Source organism: Pseudoalteromonas sp. bablab_jr011 (assembly GCF_016464045.1).
GTDB classification, from domain to species: Bacteria; Pseudomonadota; Gammaproteobacteria; order Enterobacterales; family Alteromonadaceae; genus Pseudoalteromonas; species Pseudoalteromonas lipolytica.
Map to the genome: position 1 here is coordinate 1 of NZ_JACDWU010000320.1, position 19,210 is coordinate 19,210.

Here is a 19,210-nt window from a genome sequence, read left to right on the forward strand (position 1 = left end):
GTCAGTACCTTTGCTTTTCAGCAAGCTTGTGACGCATCATTACTGTGATATGAGATACATGATAATAAAATAAAGGCATCAATTTTGATGTTTATACATTAGCTCGTCTTGACTTCAAGGGAGCGTCCATATATGTCATTGCTAACGTTAGCAATGACACTAAAATGACTGGGTTAAAACGCCACTCATTAAGCAACCCCAGTGCTCATGCCAACATAATTAATACGAATTAAGATGAAGAATAAAATTTTTATAATAGGTCTGCCGCGCACAGGCACTACCAGTATTTGCCATAGCTTTTTACAATTAGGCTATAAAACGGCCCACACAGCGTATACACAAGCGGCAATTGAAAGTGCAGAGGTTATAGCTGACACTCCCGTCTTTAGTGAGTTTCCGTTACTTGATAAGCATTACCCAAACAGTATTTTTATTAATTTGCAGCGTGATTTATCAAAATGGATCCCCTCAATAAGACAACTGCTTGCGCGCATGCATACTAATTTAATGCGCGAAGATGGCGGCTTTAATAGCCATTTAAAACGCTGTTATTTAGAGGTGTTTGGCCACTACACACTGGCAGATATCGAATCAGATGAGTACCTTATTGCATGTTACAAGCGGCATCAACAGCAAGTGCAAAACTATTTTAGTGATAAAAAACAGCAACTATTAACACTTGATGTTGCAGACGAGCATAGCCCTGACGCACTCAAAGCATTTTTACAAACCGAGCAACCAATTGTTTTTAAACAACTGAATATGGCCGGTAAAGTAACGGCTTGGAATGACATAAAACACCCCGACAAAATAGCCTCAACCCGCAATGGAAAAATAGATAAATCCCTTGGTTACAATCACAAGATTTTATAACCAAAATGCGTTAAAATCGCCGCCATTATAAGTTAAGTTGTTCCTTATCATGTTTGAATTAAAATATCACACTCCCTTTGAATGGACAGAAGGTGTCTTAGCGGACTTCAACACCTTTTTGCAAGACCATGCTGCCGCTGAAAAGAAAGCATCGGGTATGGCTATGTCAATGCTGTCGCATTACCCAGATCGTCGTAAACTTGTTAAAGCTATGACCGACTTAGCGCTTGAAGAAATGATTCATTTTAAGCAAGTTCTCAAGCTATTAATGGAACGCGATATTTCATTGGGTAACGATCAAAAAGACCCTTACATTAAGCAAATTCGTGGCTTATTCAGAAATGGCCGCGACGAGTTTTTAATGGATCGTCTACTCGTTGCGGGTGTTATTGAAGCAAGAGGGCATGAACGCTTTTCATTAGTTGCCGAAGCGCTACCTGCTGGCAAAGAAAAAGAGTTTTATGTGGCCATCGCAAAATCTGAAGAAAAGCATAAAAACTTATTTGTCGAACTTGCCTACGAGTATTTCGACAAGCATGAAGTAGATACACGACTAGAAGAAATTCTTATTGCTGAAGCCAAAATCTGTGAAAGCATTCCGTTTACAGCCGCACTTCACTAAATGGTATCACGCGCATAGGGCTCAGTGAGTCCTATGCACAAAATAGGTACTTACAAAACAGTAATTAAGCATTTTGAAAATACTTTTTCAAACTGTGATTGATTAAATAAACATCAAACATCTCGCTTTCCTCCTATAGTTAAAGTAATCAATAGTGAGGATAAAAGCATGAAATGGATGATGACTCTCACAACGCTATCGTTAATTGGTATCGTAATTACGGGTAACTCAATTTACTCTGAAGTGAAAATCTTTCAGAGCAACGAAAAGCCAACCGAAATAACCGCCAGTATGTATCGTTCTCTTATTTGGCACAGTGAAGTGTACAAAGACGATGAGTTTCTAACTATTTCAAATAGTTACTTTAGCGATGGCAAAATCGATACCCGTGAATATTCTAAACTAACCAGTTTAGCAAAGAAAAATACCGGTCCACTTATTTACCTGCAAGAATCTGATGAACAGCTTTGGCACGCAAGGTATAAGTACAAGCAGTATCTCGAAGAAAACATTCCCTCTGAACTTGCGTCAATCCATTGACTGGGCTTGTTTAAAGTCGCTTATTAAAGAACTGAGCTCGACAAGTGTTGGCTCACCGCCTAAATAATTTGTATCGATGTGATAAGTGTTCCCAATCCAATAGGGCAGAGGGGTCGAGTTATGGCCATGAATAGAAAAGTCGACGCCTTGGTTGTGCAAAACCTTACCTTGTTTTGTAATAGCTCTATCCCAAAGTAAGCCGGTAACGGCTTGAGAATGATTGCGAGGAATATTTTGCCAATGCCAATTTTGTGGCACCGTGTGCGACAAACCAATCGTCATGCCTGCATATTCAATAAGGTAAGAAAGAGGGCAATTAAGGAGTTGCAGGCAAACATCCACACGTTCAGCCTCGCTTAATTCGTAATGCCAATGCCCGCCATTTTCAACCCATAACGCGTGATAACCACTATCTTGTGCAAGAACTGATTCAAGCATCATATGTTCATGATTACCCAGAGTCATATAAACACCCAGCTCTTTAAACCTCTGTAATAGGGCAACACTGTGTGCACCTCTATCAATAACATCGCCAAGTGCAAATAATATATCGTTCGCTGCATTAAAATTTACCGATGCTAACGCACGTTCAAACTTGTGTAGGTCGGCATCTAAATCACCAATAACAAAAACACGTTTTTTAGCATCAAGTGTCAGTTTTACTTGCACAGTATTATTGAGAATGGCTTGGCAATTAACTAAATTCAAAATGCATTCCTTTCACGTTCTATGAATATTAGCCTAACATAACTCGTTGCCTTTTTGGCAAGGGCTGGATATTATCTAGTCTCATTATTTAGGAGCACGCGCCAACATGAACAACTAAACCTGTTATCCAATTTCATTTTTTCTTTGGACCAACAGGGTTAGTAGGCGTTGCTCACTATCACTTTACACGCGTAAATTGTCTTTGCGTTACTAACGCTTTCTGCCCCTGTAATACAGGAGGCTCTATGCCACAACTTCACGCTTTTAACCTTTGCTTTCAGCATGCCAATGGCAAACGTCTGTTTAACAATATAACACTGTCATTAACAGCAAAAACAACCGCACTTGTTGGTCGCAATGGCAGTGGTAAATCAATTTTAGCATCGTTACTTTGTAAAGAGCGCTCACCAACGTCAGGAACAGTAAACAGCAGCGGCGTAATGGGTATATATAAACAAGTCGACGACATTAAACGGTTAAATACCCTCACAGTTGCTGAATCTATAGGGCTTGATCATTACTTCAACGCCTTACAGGCCATTAATGAAGGCCAATTCACAGAACACGACTTAACATTAGTGGATGGTTATTGGGATTTAGAACAACGCTTTAATTCTGTATTAAATAAATTAGGCCTTAAAAACATCACTGCCACTGCGCGTGCGAATTCCTTAAGTGGGGGGCAACTCAGTCAATTAAAATTATGGGCTTTATTTACCTTAAAGCACGATATTTTGATTCTCGATGAGCCTTCAAATCATTTAGATAATCACGGTAAAGCATGGTTAAAAAATCAAATTGAATCATATCCAGGGCAAATACTACTGATCAGCCATGACCGAGAGTTACTAGAAATTGTTGATGAAATATGGGAACTATCTTCACTGGGGTTAGTTGTTTATGGTGGCAACTTTACAGATTACACCCGCCAAAAACAGCAACATGTTACAGCATTAGAAAACAAGCTTAATACAGCGACAAAACAACAAAGTAAGCTTGAAGCTCAACAGCACGTTAATAAGCAAAAAGCAGAAAAACGCGCGAATAAAGGCACAAAGCTTCAAAAATCAGGCAGCCAGCCCAAAGTACTTCAAGATGCTAAAAAAGACAGAGCCTCAGCAAATCAATCATCGCAAAGTAAAAACGCAGCAAAAAGAGAGGCGCAAATCACTAAAAATAAACAAGTGCTTATATCTCAACTTGAGCAAATAAAACCCCAACAGTTCTATTTAAATCAAACAGAATTTAAACGCCAAAAAGCAGTAACACTCGAGAACGTTGTATTGCAGTATGGAACGAACATCCCCTTAAATTTATCGCTTTATAATGATGAAAAAATACATTTATCGGGCGCCAATGGCACCGGCAAATCAACACTTTTAAAAACGATGATGGCTAAATTGCCAGTTAGAGCAGGGCAGATACATGTTAATCAACCACTCTATTATTTAGACCAACATTTTTCATTAATAAATAATGACTTAACCCTGCTTGATAATCTAATGTTCTATTGCCGCGAGTTAACCCACAATACAGCCCGAACACTCCTTGCTAGTTTAAACTTCAGAAAAGACGACGTTTATAAACAAGCCGCACAGTTAAGTGGTGGCGAAAAAATGAAACTCGCAATGTGTATCGTAAGCCATATTGAAAAGCATGTTTTTTTGTTACTCGACGAGCCCGATAATCACCTAGACCTTGAATCAAAACAGCTTTTAGCCGATGCATTACACGCATTTAATGGCGGGTTTATCATAGTCAGCCATGACCAGTACTTTATAGAGGGAATTGGTTGTCATAAGAAAATTGCATTATAAACGCTGAAACTATAACGATAGCGGCCAAGGGGTAGGGTATGGCCATCGGTGCAAACTCAATAAACTTGCTTTTCATTGTTATTGTTCAAATTGGTGGCGCATTCGCCACCGTTGCCGCAGTAAAACAGATATTACTTGGATAAAGCAAGTCATCAAAAAACATGGTGAAGATATAACGAAATTACAGGACAAATTATGATAGCGACATTAGGTAAATATTTAGTAGTTAAATTACTAACCGAAGCATATATAAAACGAGTGTGTTTAGCCACGGCTAAGCACTTAGCTAGCAAGTCAGAAAACAAACTTGATGATGAATTGGTTGAGGCACTTTCGAATGCACTAGAATAAACTATTGTAAAATTTAAAAAACAAGGCTAGATTTAATTAAAAAGAAGGAACTTTAATATGAATAAAAAGGATCTAACTAGCCTTTTCGAAAAGCTATATTTTCACGAGCTGAATATAAGGGAAAGTACATTCACCCGAGTTCAAATTAACTTTGCTATATTCTTTACTGGCTATTCCATAATATTCTATATGTGGCGGGTTCTGGATTTTAATTCTAGTGTGGTTGCAATCGCATCATTTCTTACGTTATCAATAATTAGCATACTCATATCTTTAAAAGGTTTGTATTATTTAGTCCGCGCATTTTGGGGGACTGAGTATAGAGCTGTACCAAATTCAGACGAAATAAACAGTTACTACAGTCAAATGATGAAATATATTTCAGAGGTGAAAGACTACAATAAAAATTACCCTGAAAATAGTCAGGAAGTACCTAAAATTAATGAGATTATGAGTGATTTTTATCACAGTAAACTAACAGAGTGTTCGACAAATAATTCTTTAGCAAATGAAACAAGGTTTATGTATTTACATAATTCTATTAGGTGGCTCTTATTTTCAGCAGTGCCATTCATAATAGCAAGCATAATATTTGTAATTAATGATCTTGATACATCTTCACCAAGAAAAGAAATTTTGATTAAAGATACATCGGTTTCTAGTGAGCTAAATAAAACAAATGCTATTTTTCAGAAGTTTCAATTATCAAGTGACGAAATGAGTAAGAAACAGCTAGTAGAAGTTGTAAATCAGCAATATCAAATAAATCAGCTATATTTAAATTCAATTGAAGCTACTAGCGAACAAAGTATTAGGCTTTATCAGTTAACATTAAAGTTAAATGAAATATTAGAAAGAACATTAAAGAAAATTGAAACTAAATCGAATAACCAACAGGGACAACAATCTCTAGGAGGGTCAATTGAAAGTAAATGAGCCAAAAAGGGTACCGCCACCGCCACCGGTTAGGCCTTTGCCGCCTGATACCAGAGTAATAAAAGAAAATGGAAAGCCACCGGCTAGAAGTAAAATTATAAATGAGAAAAAAGGGTAAGAAATGTTAGATGCAACAAAGGATTCTCCGCCGCCGCCGCCAACTCCACCAGTAGCGCCACGCTCAAGAGCGTTTAACGACGAGAAAAAAAGTAAATAAATTGAAAGAGGCCATATTACAGGCCTCTTTTTATGCTGTTTTCTTATCTCCGTACTTCAAAACAATATCTTTTAGAGCAAGCTGGTCACTCATTTTGATTAAGTCATTACCAATGATTTTTAGTGTTTCACTGGCTTCAACTAAGTCATACAGGTGTGCAATTTGAGCTTGCAGAGCATCTACATGGCTTTCGTTATAGCGAACAGAGCGTTGTAAGAACTCAATTTTGTTGATGAAATTAGAGTCATATCGTTTGCCGGTTGGTGTCCATAAGTAACCATCGCGACAAATATAAAAACCATTCCATGATGTATGTCTAGACACCGAGCCATTAATCCGTTGTTCCAATAATTTTACCGCCCTTGGACAGGGGTTATCTTTTGCTATCCAGCGTTCGAGAGTGCGCTCCGTATTTATAGTTAGAAATTCCATTGCTGCGCGGCGATCTAATCGCCCAAAACTCATAAACCCAGCTCTAAAAAGTAACTGCTTAAAATTAGTCATTATCCTTAATCCTTGACGAACGTATGTAGGCTGAGCCTGCGCGGAAAAAATAACGATGATTTTTTTAGATTGCTAAAAGGGGTTTCAATGTAAGCCGCCGATTGTTTTTGGAAAAAAAGACGTAAGATTTTAGAATTGCTTAATTATGTTAAATAAGGCAAGTTTTAATTAATTCAGAGTAAGGTTAGTGATTTAAAGGCAGTTTAAAACTGATTTAAACTACCTTTAAACTTAAAGAAGGGCTTAGCTGTTTAAAGCCCATGTTTGAGCAAAGTTATCAGTTGCTAGTTGATGTGCTTCTATAATTTCGGCTTTCGTACAATCAATCATTATTCCAGTTCCAACATCAGCAGTTGACCAAGGAATAATATCTGAATCACCTAACTGCCAATGTTTGATAAGTGCATTGGCTAGTCGCGTAATACTCAGCTCGTCGGCATCGAACTTTTTGCCTGTTGATATTTCAACAATCGCATTATCAATTTGGCTTTGGCGCTCAAGTTTAAAAATAGTGACTTTGTAGGGTTCAAGTACTTCACCGACCGTTCTTATCGCTGGTCGCTCTGGTGCTGTAGGTAAAGGCTTAGGTTCTGCTTCCGTTATGCTTCCATCTTCATTTGCAACCGGCTCGGGTAAGTTAGCGTTGTATTGTTCAACTTCGTTTAGTTCAACTAAGTAATTGAAATAGGCGCTAGCCCATTGCCATTGCTCAGTTTCACTTTGAATCTCAGCAAACTTATGAAGGTTATCCGTTTTACCTTTTGCTATCAGTTCTGAAATATTTTTCGCGCCTACAGGCCCTTGTAGCAACGTTGGCAAACCTTGTTCGTTAAGAGCGGGATTTTTCTCATCATCGAGAACGATAAAATCTAATATTGGTTCGAGTTTATTTGTCATTTTTAATCCATCCTAATGGTTCTACACAACGAGCTGTACCAACTAAAACAGTGTTACCATTTTCGTCGAGCATTGTGGTTTGGTTATCGGCGATATGAACTTTGCCATCATCACCCCAATCCGTGCCATTGTGCTTAAGCTCTGTGTATGCGTAGTTGATAAAACCTTGTTGGTTATCAGATAAGTTATAGTTCAGTGCCTTAACCCCAACCGCTTGAGCACTCGCTGATCCTAGAGAGATACTGGTATGTATAGGAAGCGGTAATTTTAGAGAACCCCCTGATCCAATACTAACGCTTGTTAACATACTTGTTGATGGGTAAGCTGCTGTTGTTTTTGTTGTTGTCCTTTTGCCTATAAGCCCCTGACAAAAGAAACCGCTGTTAGCATGACCACCGTCACCGTCAGCAAAAGCCGTAACATAAACCCCTCCTAATCCTTTTAGCCCACCTAGTGGCTTGTAATTACTACTGGGTTTACAAGATAAGGCATTAGTTGTGTAATTAATAAGATACACAGCATTTGAAGGGAAAGAGTGTGACCATTCATCTTTAATAGAATCAAAATAGGCTAAGGAAGTCCAAGCATTGTAATTCGTCCACGTAACACCAGCATCTGTTGTGGATTGTAAAGGGAGTTGTTCTACTAAAGGTCTAGTAAGGGGGAATTTTTTGCTAGTTCCGTCTGGAATAACAGATATCCAACCACCACTCCAACCACCTTTTAAATCATCACAAAGGAGGATATCTAAAGGAGCACCTATTACATCAAGCTGTGTGTATTTGTGGGATATCTCAACATCTTTGGGATAATAAGCACCTATCCATAATTTTGTGTCTATAGGGAATTTAGAATTAAACTCACTAGTTATATCTCCAGAACCATATAAATAAGCCCCGTTGTTAGAGAAGGGCCAAGCAGCATAGTTAGATAGGAAGTTTACCCTTTTTATAACCATGGCTTGATTATTATCACCTACAAGTATCCAATGGGTAGCACCCTTGTTTTCAAATACAAAGGTTGTGGTGTTCCTTGGATTATCCGAAGCAGAGGTTGAGAAAGAGGTTGTGTTGTTATTTGCTAAGCTGTAAGTGGCTGGGGCGCTTACTGTTACGGTTTCGGTCAAAAATTGTGTTATGTTTAAAAACTCTCTTCCTCGATAAGTGCCATCTTTTATACTTAAATCAGCCTCAGCGAAATCAACATCATTTAGCCCCGAAGCTTTATAGCGCATATCTCTACAAACACCACCTTGTCCGCTTGAATAGATAGCATCACAAAGCTTACCATCTTCTCTACCAGAGAAACCCGAATTAATATTTCCTGAGCCTATTGTGTATCCTGCACTTGTATTGTCAGCCCCCCCATCAACTGGGTTAAAAAGATCTGCTTTATTTGTTGGTATGATAGCCTCTGACTGATGCCAATATCGTCCCGCCGAGGATGATACTGTAGAGTTTAACCTTGAAGAACCTAATGGATTAAAAGGGTGATATGCTCCTTTATTCAACCTACTCGCGGTGCCACAAACCAAAAAGTAACATTCGTCATTCACCGCTCTATTTCCAACTGTTCTCCCTGTATAAATAGCAATATCAGATTTAGCATTTAAAGAAATACCTGTAGCATTACCTGTACCATAAGTTAGCGGGCCGACTTCACCAAGGGTACTCGCTGAATCTGCAAGCCCTTGAACTTCGGGTCTATACTTAGCGTCAAAAAACAGATAGTTTGCGGATGAGCCTGTACTGGTATCAATTGCATTCCAATCACCATTACCCGCCCCCGCAAAACTACGACCTCGGACACACCATTGATAAAATTTACCCGTGGCATCATCAAAGTAGATATTGTTTTTAGGATCAATTGCAATTGCTATGCGCTGTGCTTCGGTAGCTGTTTGCCAGTTAACACCTTTACCACGGCTAGTTGTATCACCTATATACCATGCAAAATACGTAACAGGGCGTACATTATCACTGACAGTAGTAACGCCATTAATATTGGTTGCTTGGCTTTGAATTAACCCATATTCATAAACAAATGGGTCGGGATCATTAATCTCGCGCAAGAAGGCTTCAAAACCCCACATATCAACGCGGTCAGTAACAACCTTATTGGTTTCAGTTTCACTTGCAAACGCGATTGCAGCTGTGGCATGGTTAACACTGGTGCCCGTAGCGCTATCATAAGTACGAGTACCATCTTCTTCGGGTGGAAATTTCACGGGGCAAGAATAAGCGCCCGAAAACCCGTCAGAGTTATCTTGCCTCAACTTTGTAATTACACCTGAAATATTAATCACGGGTGTTTTTGATTTAGAATCCCCCCCAACATTTAATATAGACTCGCGGCCCAGATATAAACGGTTTTCACTTTTACTTAGGGGTCTTGGACTTAGCCCTTGATTTACACTCTCGGTATCGCTGTTGTGCTTACCAAAATGCACAAACCCACTTGCAGCAAACTTTTCAGTATTAGCTGCACGGCGAGCTTCAAACTCGACCTTACGCATGGCCCACGGGTAGGGGTGATACGCATCCAGTTGTGCGGCGTTATCGGCTTCAATCTGCTTGAGGGTTTTAACTGTTGTCGTTGTGCCATCTTTGTTGGTAAACGTTACGTTCCCCATTTTAGTTTGCCAATCTTGCATCGCTTTATAATTGTTATTTACAAGCGCGTTGGCTTCATTTAATGCCGCAATAACGGTTTTGAATTCGGCTGTTGTAGGTATAACTATACATGGTTGATTGCTCTGAGTGCTATGTGACCAGGCTTTTACAAGCTCTATGAGCTGCTCGTTTGCTGCGCCCACAAATGCGCGGTTTATTTCAACTATAAAGCCTGCAAGGACTAAAAAGTCACCGCTACGTATATTGGCGATACTCTCGCCACTGTTGATTTGTACGACTTTAGAGCCGTTATTTATACTGGCCTGTTCGGCTGTAAATGCTGCCATTCTTTAGTCCTCTAAATTATTCGCTCGCAGCGAGTGACAGGTATTGTCCTACGCCCGAAACAGCATAAAAATTATTAACTTGCGCTCTAACTCGGTATTTTTGATAGCCAGAGCCTGGTCGGTGTGTTGTTGTAAATGATTTATTTGAAGATGATGATGCAATGTAGGGCACGTTTGGAGTGCCTTGTTCAGCTTCAAAGTAGCCATCAGTACAGCTGTAACTACCTGAAAATGATTGAGATTGAATTACCGTCCAACCACTACCGTTCCAACGTTCTAAATAGAGCGTTCCACTTGTTGGCTGAAATTGTTGTGTTGATGGACAGTTGACAGACGTAGGGTCGCCATTAGTTGGTCCGTAATGTGTTCTGCGATGGCTATAACTTACCGCGAAACTTATTGTGTTGCCATTTGATGTAATCTCAAGCTCGCGGCTTGGGTTATTAACTAAATGCGAAGTCGTAACGCTACTTTCTAACGAACCCGCAATGAATGAGCCTCTAGTAAAACTGTTGCCGTTAGTATCCTTCCATTCCGTCGCGTTTGCGCGGGTACACATACTTAAATCTGGCAATCCGTTCTTCATAAACTTAGGGCCATACCAGTACCATAAGTTTTCAGGTCCAAAGCCACTTGCTAACTCTATTTTCATAAAGTTAGTGCCTATCAAATCAATACGCGGTGATTCAATGCGGGTGTTTGCTCTGAAAACACGCCCATCAACTGTGCCATCAATGAGTGTATCGCCATGCACGTGCAGGGCATATTCTACCCACCAAGTACCATTAAATCGTTTAGTCGTTTCGACTTTGGGATCATTCGATTTGTAAATAGTAACAATGTCGTTTAAAACAGGAGTTTGATCTGGTACCGCGTTTTTTGCAGTGATGTCATACCAGACACCATCGTTTGTTGCTATGAAGTAGCGGCCAGCACCTCGACTACCATCCGCGCCAGCATCACCTTTTACGCTGTCACCTTTATCGCCCTTTTCACCTTGTATTATGTACTCAACAGGCGAAGACCATTCCGTCTTAGTCCAAGTATTGTTTACGATGCGATACCTCGTTTTAGATACCCATGTGATCTGACCGCTTACATAGATGGGGGTATCATTCCAACCGCTTGGGAATGATTCTGTTGTACCGTCAAATGAACCTCCCGATGGTAGGATAGGTTTAGATACTGAAGCTCTAAATATGTAACTAACAAAGCTGCCATCATTACCGTCAAAGTAATCAGTCCCCTTAATGGGCGTGTAACCGTCTTCGCCATCCCTAACAACAACGCTGTTACCACTGCCATCGGTTACCGTGTAGGTACCATTGCCATTATTAGTTACTGTTGGGATTGGGGCCTTTTCACCATCACGAATAGTAATGCTATCTGTGCCATTGCTAATTGTGTAAGAACCATCAGGATTAGTTGATAATGTGGGGGTAATACCATCTTTGCCGTTTTGCGCTTTGATATCGTCAAGGTTGCTAACAGTGTGGCCGTCACCCAGTACTAAACGGCCTTTGAATGTATGAACAGGGTTAGCTGGGTCTGAATTATCAACGTATGAGGTTGGTACAAAGGTCTCACCTATCATCACACCTTGGCGGATCACATCACCCACTAAATCTAGGTTGCCCACTTCGCCATCGTTATAACCGGCTATTCCCACAACGCGACCATTGTTATCGAGCGTCCAACCACCACGCGCAACCAGTTTACCGTCTACTGTTGTAAACAATTGGCGTAGCTGTTTAATGCTGGCGCTGCTGTCACCATCACTGATTTGCATGTTGGCAATAAACTCAGCAAGCGGCCCTTTAACCCAGGAACCACCATCCGCCACACATTGCACCGCATCATTTTCATTGGTGATTTGGCCCTCAGCATTGACACAATAACCAACGGCAGTACGGGTGTACTCTTGTGATGTTGATATAGCTTCGTTTTTGGCTGCTTCGGTATCGTCATTGATTTTGGCTGTCAGCGTTTGCTGCAGGGTACTAAAAGCTTGGTCTTGACTTGCAAAGGTTTCGGCCACTTCATCAAATTGCGCGATTGTGTCAGCAACAAACGATTCGAACTCTTGATCACGCAGTGTGTTCGCTTCATCAATTGTCGCAATCGCCGAAGTTACATCACTAAAGCGAGCGCTAACATTATCAAACGTTGCTTGATAGCGCTGGTCACGTATTACACTCGATTGATATTGGTTAGATACCGCTTGGTTTAAGCTCGTAATAATTGCTTTGCTGTCGTTAAATAACGCGGCAAGTTCAAGCTGCTGCTGTGCCAAGCTTTCAAGTTCTGTGGTTTGGGCTTGCAGCTTCTCATTCGCGAATGCGGCTTTTACGTCTAGCTCCGCTAATTCATTATCGCTGAGGAGTGCATTGTATGCTGCAATAACGGCGTTTAAGTCGGTTGCTTGCTGAGCTTGGTTTAAGCCCTGAATTTGCACAATACTGGTTGATATTGTGCCCTCAGCGGCATCTAAGCGCTCTTGTACGTCTGAAAACTTGGCGTCTACACCGTCTTCTTGTGCGTTATACGCCGTAATGCGCTGCGCTATGTAAGATTCCGCACCATTTATGAATTGCTGGGCATTGTTTGCTTTTTGGAGTGTGTCATTATCTGAAAATTGCTGCAGTGTAGCACTGACTTTATATGTTGCATCAAACGTATTAAGTGATTGCTGTACGTTACTTTGTGTTTGAAACCCTTGCAGCGTCACCCACGCAGCACTAATTTCAACGGCTCGTTGCACGGCTGGACCATCAACCCACGTATGGCCAGCTGTTTCACATGCAATGGCATCATCCTCATCAACACGGTTGCCTTGTGCATCAACACAATAGCCCGTGACTGCACGGGTAAACTCGTTTGCCGTAGCCAGCATTGCTAAGTCTTGGTTTTGAAACTCGATGCGAAGTTGCGATCCCATACTGGCACGGGCTTGCTGTTCAGTGATAATAGCTTCATCTAACGATATTAAGTCAGCTTCAGCTTCTCCCATCCGTGCACTTAATTGCTCACGTGCTGTTACTTCAGTCGATAGGTCATCCGCATTAGCGCGAATTTGTTCTTCAGCCAACGCGATTGAATCATTTATACCGTTCGGTCTATTTACGAACTGAGTAATTAAATTAGTAATTGTCCCATCCGCTGCGTTGATCCATTGCTGGGCTTCTTTAGCAGCTTCAATAACACCGTCATCGTTAATTTGCTGGATTGTTGCTGTAATGCCATGCTCACCGTCAAACGTACTAATGAATTGCTGTACGTTAGACGCGGTTTGGAAGCCTTGCGCATCAACAAATACTGCTGTGTAGTTGTTAATTAGCTCAACTAATGGACCTGCTACCCATTCATGGCCAGCGGCAATACAGGCTAGGGCATCAACTTCATCAACGTGGTTTCCATCTGCATCGATACAATAGCCCACAGTCGCCTCAAGCCGTTCGTTTGCTTGCGCAACTGAGCGTTCGCCTTCTCGGGTAATTTCAGCTCTTAACTCACGTTCGGTGCTGCTTCGTGCTGAACGTTCATTAGCAAAGGCTTGATTTAAGCTTGTTAAATAGGCTTGGTTTTGAGCAAAAGCACCGGCTAACTCTAATTGCTGCGTCGCTAATGAGCCAACGTCATTCGTAACAGCCGTTAGCTTTTCATTAGCAACAGCTAAGCTATAGCCTTGCTCGGCTAAATCCTTGTCTTGCTGTAACTGGTTATACGCTTGAAGGATATCTGCTAAACCTTGCTCTTTTACATCAAGTTCAAGGCCGCTTATTTGCGTTACGCTTTGGCTGATTTCGCCTTTAATCGCATCTAAACTTTGCTCGGCACTCGCTATGCGCTGATTTACGCCATCTTCATTGTTTAGAATACTGGTAACTTGGTCGCGTATAGTGGCGTTTGCGCCATCAATCCATGATTGTGCAGCGTTCGCTTTTAAAATGGTGTTGTTGTCTGAAAACGCCTGTAAAACCGCACTAATATTGTATTGGGTATTAAACGAGTCAATTAAGGTTTGTACATTGCTTTGTGTTTGAAACCCCAGCGCATTGACCCAGGCTGTTGTTGCGTACTGCGCCATGATACCGGTACGGGCATTGATATCATTTTCAAGTGTTGTCGTGCGCGCGGTAATATCAGCAAGGGCTAAATCATTCGCGCCACGTTTTCCGACTTCTATCGAGTCGATATCACACGGGCCTAAATCAAAAGCAAGGCTGGTAATTGTGCCTACATACCCATTTGTGCCGGTTGCATCAAGGGTCAATGTTTCCCAGTCATCCGTTGTTGGCTCACGTAAATGGAGCATGGTAGCGCCACCATTAAAGCTGATATTACCTTTCCATGTTGCACCCGCGTGTTTACGCACGCGAATACGAAACATCGGGTTTTCAGTGGCATCGTAGCTAATTACAGGTGTAGAGACGGGGTTGGTGGCCACAATATAACCTTGGGCATGGTGGCTATCCGCACCCGCAAACCCTTCAACGCCCGTATTAAATTGCCAGCTGTAGGCTGGTTGTAATGCCGCAAGGGCACCGGCTATTTGGCCTTCAACTTGTGCAAACGTCGCCCGTTGATTAATTTGGGCCGCTTGAATAACTAACGTTGCTTCGGCTTGCGTAATACGGTTTTGTGATTGCGCTATTTGCTTCGCGTTGAGCGTGATTTTACTTTCAGCGCCTTCAATAAGTAGCTGCGCACTGTTAAAGCTTTCATCTGTGTAGGCAAATGCACGGTTAACGATGGTGCCGGTATCTGGATCAACATACACAGCTGCATCGATTAAACGCTCATTGTTAAAGGCTCTGCGCTCATACTCATTGCGCCAATTGGTATAGGCTGCCGTCACATTTAAAACACTTAACCCTAAATCTTGTTGCTGTAGGCGCTGGCTTTCAATAGCAATTTGATTGATTTTAATCAGTGCAGGGAGGCTGTTGTTCTTTGATGCATCCAATACTTCGGTAACACGTTCTAACTCATTTATTTTACTGTTTGATTGTGCAAGCTGGCTTTGTAAGTTGTTCGGGTTATCAGCATCAATGACCTCTACTTTTTCAGCAAGACCCGTAATTGCATTGATATTCTTGGTAATGAGCGAAGGTAAATTATCTTCAGTCTCAGGGCGTAAACGGTCGACTTGCTGATTAATATCGTTAATTAAATTTTGTGCTTCCTGGCTTAAACGCGTAAGGGGAAGCTCATTAATAAACTCGGTTAAGTCGACTGTCGTCGTGGTGGCCGATACATCCACCCACGCGGATGAACCTAAGTGGTTCACACTGCGTACTCTAAAGTTGTATTCCGTTTCGCTCTTCAAACCAATGCGGTTATAAATCTGTGCTAAAACACGTTCACCCGATTGCGGCTGTGCGGTTGTCCCTAAGAACTCCCATTCAAACTGGGTACCAATGCCTGCAGCAGCAAGCTCGGCTGTCAGGGTGATTTGATTGTAATCAGCAAGTACATGTACAACAGGTATCGATGGGGTAAGCACGCTAAACTGCACACCGACCGTATCAGAGCGTTGGCCAAAAATATTTCTAGCGCTAATACGTGCGGTGTATTCACCAAGGGCAAGCTTAGGGATGGTGACTTGCGTGTACGTTACCGTTGTTTTAAATACAGGTTCTGTTGATGATGTATTAATAAACTCAACATCGTATTCATGCACAGCAAGCGGTGTAGGGTGGTTCCATTTTACAATGCCGTTTCCATCGCCATCAATCGTTACCCGTACATCAAAAATAGGCTGTGGACGGCCCACCAAATAATCACTGTTCGGTGTTAAATCTTGTGCGCCTGGTATTAAGTTATCACCCCATAAGCCTGGGCCATCTTCAATGCACATTAACGTTACGCCGCCATCTAAACGAAAACGACGATCTGTCACACGGTAGATTTTATTGGTAATCGATTCACCAGGTAAGTTTAGGTAAACGGTTCTACCGACTGCAGCGGCTAAACCTTTGTGTTTAAGTGGTAATTCAATTTCACCTAAGCGTGTTTGTTCAAGGTGAATAGTAGCCAAGCGCTGTGCTGTGGTACTGCTTCTAACAAAGGGTAAAGTTATCGACTTTTCTAATATCTGGTTATCACGCGCCTGGTATGCCGAAGATATTACCGGTGGCGCGTCTGTGCGCTCGTAGTTTTGCTCGGGGTCGGTAAATGTAGCGCGAACCACATTGGCGCGGTCGCGTAAATCGGCATGCCATTTAATCTTAATGTTCCCGTGAACATCATCTGCATTAATGGTGTATGTCGGGTTGCCATACCAGGCACCCACACGCACATACCATTGGCCCATTTGCCTAAAAATCTTACCCGCAAAACAGGATTCAAGTTGGTTTAATACATCAAGGGGTTTCGTGGTAAAGGTAAAACTGCCGTTTGTTGTATAACGTGGCTCAGTGGTGATATTGCCGTCTTTATCAGTAAATTCGGCTTCTTCATCACACACGTTAATGGCAGCAATCCACCACTCAAGCGGTAAGCGCTCAAAAGGGACTTCATGCGCGCCATAAAAACGTACATAGTGCAGGGCACATAACACCGCGTTTTGTGACCAAAGCCAGGTGGTTTCATCATCAGGGTTTTGATTTGTGTCGCGAGGGTCCCACACCCGGGCACCGCGAATTAAAAACTCAGTATCGCTAATACCATCCGGAAAGACTTCACGGTTATTTTCAAACTCAACAAAGATATGCGCTTGGCCATACCCAATGTGTGCCGCTGTCCAGCCTGCCATTTTAGCCACCGCTTTACTGTTCGCGGTTGTGTGGCGGCCATCGCTTAATTCATAGTCCCAGCTTTCACTTGGGTACTCAGTCAATGGCTTATCAGCAATGTAGATTTCTTCAAGGGCATCAATCGGGGCACCATTAATCAGCACCACCATTTGAACAAATTTCTTTTTATCGCGCTCAACTTCAGCTTGGTGGGCAATAACACCACCGACACGGTCACGGCCAAAGGTAATACGGCGCGGTTGGTCTATGCCTTTTTGTAAGCCCTTAGCAAGTGTGGCTAAGTCTTCTTCAGGCACATCAGGGGTGAGCGAGTCCCACAGAGCGCCCACCGTTTTATCAAAGAGACTGCGACCAATGCCGAATAAGTCGCCGCCTGTATCTACAACGGTATCGACAACTTTAGACATTGCGCGGCTCCAATGGGTAAACTGCTTTCACATAGCTCATAGGTTTGGTGACTAGGCCATATTCACCCACACACACCACCGCATTAACGGTGACTATCCCGCCAACAAGTTCACCGTTAAATTCAACAAGGGCGCAATCACCACGGCGCGCATACGCAATAGGAATTTCAGGGTTTAAACGGTCTTTAAATACGCTTTGAACATCGTTTAAACCGCGTTTAAAGAGTTGTTTAAACGCACCATTCTCAGAGCGGTATTTACCCCGAAAATCTGCAGCAACGTCTTGGCCTGTCGCAAAGCGAACCCAATCTGCCACAAGTAGGCAGCAATCATTTTTGCCCCACTGAAACGGCATGCAATTACGTTGGTTTATAAAGGCGGCTAGTTTAACGGTGGCGTTCACGGCGTTTATTTCCTATGTAGTTACCAGGTTGTGTGTCAGGTAGGTTTTGTTTATTGGCAGACGCTTGCTCACTAAAAAAAGCATCATCAGGGAAGAGGGCGCGTTGTGTGGCATCATTCCAGCGCTGGTGTAAGCGTGATTCTTTCCAGCGCTCACTTTCACCTGCCACACTTAATTGCACTTGTGATACTGCACCGCGCTCTACATCGCACGCCACAATGTAACCACTTTCAAGCAACTGACTTTGGCTTACGCGGTAGTGTTCATCTACGGTAACAAGGTAGATTTCGCAGGTGTGGCCAATAGGGTCGTTTTCAGCGACTTCAGCCAGTACGGCAGTGTCTTGCGTGTGAAGGGTTAAGCGAATACGGGCGCTGTCGTTCTTGTCATTAGCAGGGATTTCACTCACGGTGCCTAGCATGCCTAAGCCATGCCAGGTTAGGTTTTTAAAGCGACGTTCACCCACACCCGTATGCAGTAATACATCACCGCTTTTAAATGCCAGGCGAACAAAGTAACGGGCGCGACCACTAGTGGCTAAATCAGTGAGTAACCCAGCGTTTAACGACTCCATTAAAACGCCTCCCGTCCTTTAATCTTCCAGCTGGTGACAATGCCTTTTTTATATTCAGCGCTATCGATGCCCTGGTTGTTATCCGCAAGGCGAAACAAACCACGCGGCTGTTTAAAGGTGATTAAGGTGTTATCAGCAGGGATTTTACGCAGGGGTGATTCAAACACGACAGTGGCACGGCCAAGTGAATCACTGACCAAATCACCGGTTAAAATCTTTAGTTCTGTATTTTGGCCAACGCCCACTTGCATACGTTCGCCGGCAACCAACAAGGTTTGGTTTAGCGGTAAACCATCAATAACCAGTGTATTGCCGTCTTGGTTTTCACCACGTACATAACCAGTAAAGTCTTTATCTAGTTGCTCTCGACGATAATCAAATAGGGTAAAGGTACCCACTTGCCCACGCAGGCTTGCAATAAACGCATCAAGCGCCAACGCTTCACGCTCAGGCACATTGGCTAATTCAATTTCAAATTCCCAATAAGCACCTTCTAGGTCATACACCTCAGTGGCGTTATTAGCTTTGTTTAAATGCACTTGGCTATTCGGCACTAACTTAAAGTTAGAGCGTTTAGGGCGTTTGGGTAAGGGAAGTGGGACTGTCATCGTTACCAGGCTTTAAGTAAAACACTGGTAACGAGT

At 42.3% G+C, this 19,210-nt stretch carries 14 protein-coding genes; 6 read left to right on the top strand and 8 right to left on the bottom strand.

Features of this window, described 5'->3' with window-relative positions:
- The first annotated feature begins 234 nt into the window (after positions 1-234).
- The 3 genes from JIG41_RS20760 (at position 235) to JIG41_RS20770 (ending at position 2,035) form a co-directional block, all read left to right on the top strand.
- Positions 235-873, top strand: a complete 639-nt coding sequence (locus tag JIG41_RS20760; RefSeq protein WP_180311603.1) for a sulfotransferase — start codon at positions 235-237, stop codon at positions 871-873.
- 49 nt (positions 874-922) lie between these two features.
- Positions 923-1,495: a tRNA-(ms[2]io[6]A)-hydroxylase gene (locus JIG41_RS20765; RefSeq protein ID WP_075593564.1), complete on the top strand. Its 573-nt coding sequence runs from the start codon at positions 923-925 to the stop codon at positions 1,493-1,495.
- Between the two features lie 168 nt (positions 1,496-1,663).
- Entirely contained in the window at positions 1,664-2,035 is a 372-nt protein-coding gene (locus JIG41_RS20770; protein WP_199525370.1) for a hypothetical protein, read from the top strand.
- Here JIG41_RS20770 and JIG41_RS20775 read toward each other — a convergent pair.
- On the bottom strand, positions 2,024-2,743 hold the full coding sequence (locus JIG41_RS20775; protein WP_249406729.1) for a metallophosphoesterase: 720 nt from the start codon (positions 2,741-2,743) through the stop codon (positions 2,024-2,026). The genes JIG41_RS20770 and JIG41_RS20775 overlap by 12 nt on opposite strands.
- A 245-nt stretch (positions 2,744-2,988) precedes the next feature.
- Here JIG41_RS20775 and JIG41_RS20780 point away from each other — a divergent pair, with 245 nt between their 5' ends.
- The 3 genes from JIG41_RS20780 (at position 2,989) to JIG41_RS20790 (ending at position 5,847) form a co-directional block, all read left to right on the top strand.
- On the top strand, positions 2,989-4,560 hold the full coding sequence (locus tag JIG41_RS20780; protein WP_199525371.1) for an ABC-F family ATP-binding cassette domain-containing protein: 1,572 nt from the start codon (positions 2,989-2,991) through the stop codon (positions 4,558-4,560).
- A gap of 195 nt (positions 4,561-4,755) precedes the next feature.
- A complete protein-coding gene (locus JIG41_RS20785) occupies positions 4,756-4,911 on the top strand; it encodes a hypothetical protein (protein ID WP_199525372.1) in 156 nt (51 codons plus the stop codon).
- A gap of 57 nt (positions 4,912-4,968) precedes the next feature.
- Positions 4,969-5,847: a hypothetical protein gene (locus tag JIG41_RS20790; protein ID WP_199525373.1), complete on the top strand. Its 879-nt coding sequence runs from the start codon at positions 4,969-4,971 to the stop codon at positions 5,845-5,847.
- A gap of 247 nt (positions 5,848-6,094) precedes the next feature.
- On the opposite strand, the gene JIG41_RS20795 is transcribed toward JIG41_RS20790, so the two are convergent.
- The 7 genes from JIG41_RS20795 to JIG41_RS20825 all read right to left on the bottom strand — a co-directional run bounded on the left by JIG41_RS20795 (position 6,095) and on the right by JIG41_RS20825 (position 19,174).
- Positions 6,095-6,568: a DUF3653 domain-containing protein gene (locus tag JIG41_RS20795; protein ID WP_118844314.1), complete on the bottom strand. Its 474-nt coding sequence runs from the start codon at positions 6,566-6,568 to the stop codon at positions 6,095-6,097.
- A gap of 243 nt (positions 6,569-6,811) precedes the next feature.
- On the bottom strand, positions 6,812-7,465 hold the full coding sequence (locus tag JIG41_RS20800) for a hypothetical protein (RefSeq protein ID WP_199525374.1): 654 nt from the start codon (positions 7,463-7,465) through the stop codon (positions 6,812-6,814).
- Positions 7,455-10,424: a hypothetical protein gene (locus tag JIG41_RS20805; protein WP_199525375.1), complete on the bottom strand. Its 2,970-nt coding sequence runs from the start codon at positions 10,422-10,424 to the stop codon at positions 7,455-7,457. The genes JIG41_RS20800 and JIG41_RS20805 overlap by 11 nt, the downstream gene beginning before the upstream one ends.
- A 16-nt stretch (positions 10,425-10,440) precedes the next feature.
- The gene (locus JIG41_RS20810; protein WP_199525376.1) at positions 10,441-17,589 is read right to left on the bottom strand and encodes a hypothetical protein; all 7,149 of its coding nucleotides are present in this window, start codon (positions 17,587-17,589) and stop codon (positions 10,441-10,443) included.
- On the bottom strand, positions 17,582-17,992 hold the full coding sequence (locus JIG41_RS20815; protein WP_118844310.1) for a DUF6950 family protein: 411 nt from the start codon (positions 17,990-17,992) through the stop codon (positions 17,582-17,584). Before JIG41_RS20815 ends, JIG41_RS20810 begins: the two co-directional genes overlap by 8 nt.
- A complete protein-coding gene (locus tag JIG41_RS20820; RefSeq protein WP_199525377.1) occupies positions 17,976-18,566 on the bottom strand; it encodes a hypothetical protein in 591 nt (196 codons plus the stop codon). The genes JIG41_RS20815 and JIG41_RS20820 overlap by 17 nt, the downstream gene beginning before the upstream one ends.
- Positions 18,566-19,174, bottom strand: coding sequence for a hypothetical protein (locus JIG41_RS20825; RefSeq protein ID WP_206770833.1), 609 nt, complete (start codon positions 19,172-19,174; stop codon positions 18,566-18,568). Before JIG41_RS20825 ends, JIG41_RS20820 begins: the two co-directional genes overlap by 1 nt.
- Positions 19,175-19,210 lie beyond the last annotated feature (36 nt).

What these genes read in the sequence shown, in the direction of transcription:
- JIG41_RS20810 (WP_199525376.1), bottom strand. Translation starts at nt 17,589, where the DNA reads ATGTCTAAAGTTGTCGATACCGTTGTAGATACAGGCGGCGACTTATTC.
- JIG41_RS20770 (WP_199525370.1), top strand. Translation starts at nt 1,664, where the DNA reads ATGAAATGGATGATGACTCTCACAACGCTATCGTTAATTGGTATCGTA.
- JIG41_RS20820 (WP_199525377.1), bottom strand. Translation starts at nt 18,566, where the DNA reads ATGGAGTCGTTAAACGCTGGGTTACTCACTGATTTAGCCACTAGTGGT.
- JIG41_RS20795 (WP_118844314.1), bottom strand. Translation starts at nt 6,568, where the DNA reads ATGACTAATTTTAAGCAGTTACTTTTTAGAGCTGGGTTTATGAGTTTT.
- JIG41_RS20805 (WP_199525375.1), bottom strand. Translation starts at nt 10,424, where the DNA reads ATGGCAGCATTTACAGCCGAACAGGCCAGTATAAATAACGGCTCTAAA.
- JIG41_RS20790 (WP_199525373.1), top strand. Translation starts at nt 4,969, where the DNA reads ATGAATAAAAAGGATCTAACTAGCCTTTTCGAAAAGCTATATTTTCAC.
- JIG41_RS20825 (WP_206770833.1), bottom strand. Translation starts at nt 19,174, where the DNA reads ATGACAGTCCCACTTCCCTTACCCAAACGCCCTAAACGCTCTAACTTT.
- JIG41_RS20800 (WP_199525374.1), bottom strand. Translation starts at nt 7,465, where the DNA reads ATGACAAATAAACTCGAACCAATATTAGATTTTATCGTTCTCGATGAT.
- JIG41_RS20780 (WP_199525371.1), top strand. Translation starts at nt 2,989, where the DNA reads ATGCCACAACTTCACGCTTTTAACCTTTGCTTTCAGCATGCCAATGGC.
- JIG41_RS20765 (WP_075593564.1), top strand. Translation starts at nt 923, where the DNA reads ATGTTTGAATTAAAATATCACACTCCCTTTGAATGGACAGAAGGTGTC.
- JIG41_RS20785 (WP_199525372.1), top strand. Translation starts at nt 4,756, where the DNA reads ATGATAGCGACATTAGGTAAATATTTAGTAGTTAAATTACTAACCGAA.
- JIG41_RS20760 (WP_180311603.1), top strand. Translation starts at nt 235, where the DNA reads ATGAAGAATAAAATTTTTATAATAGGTCTGCCGCGCACAGGCACTACC.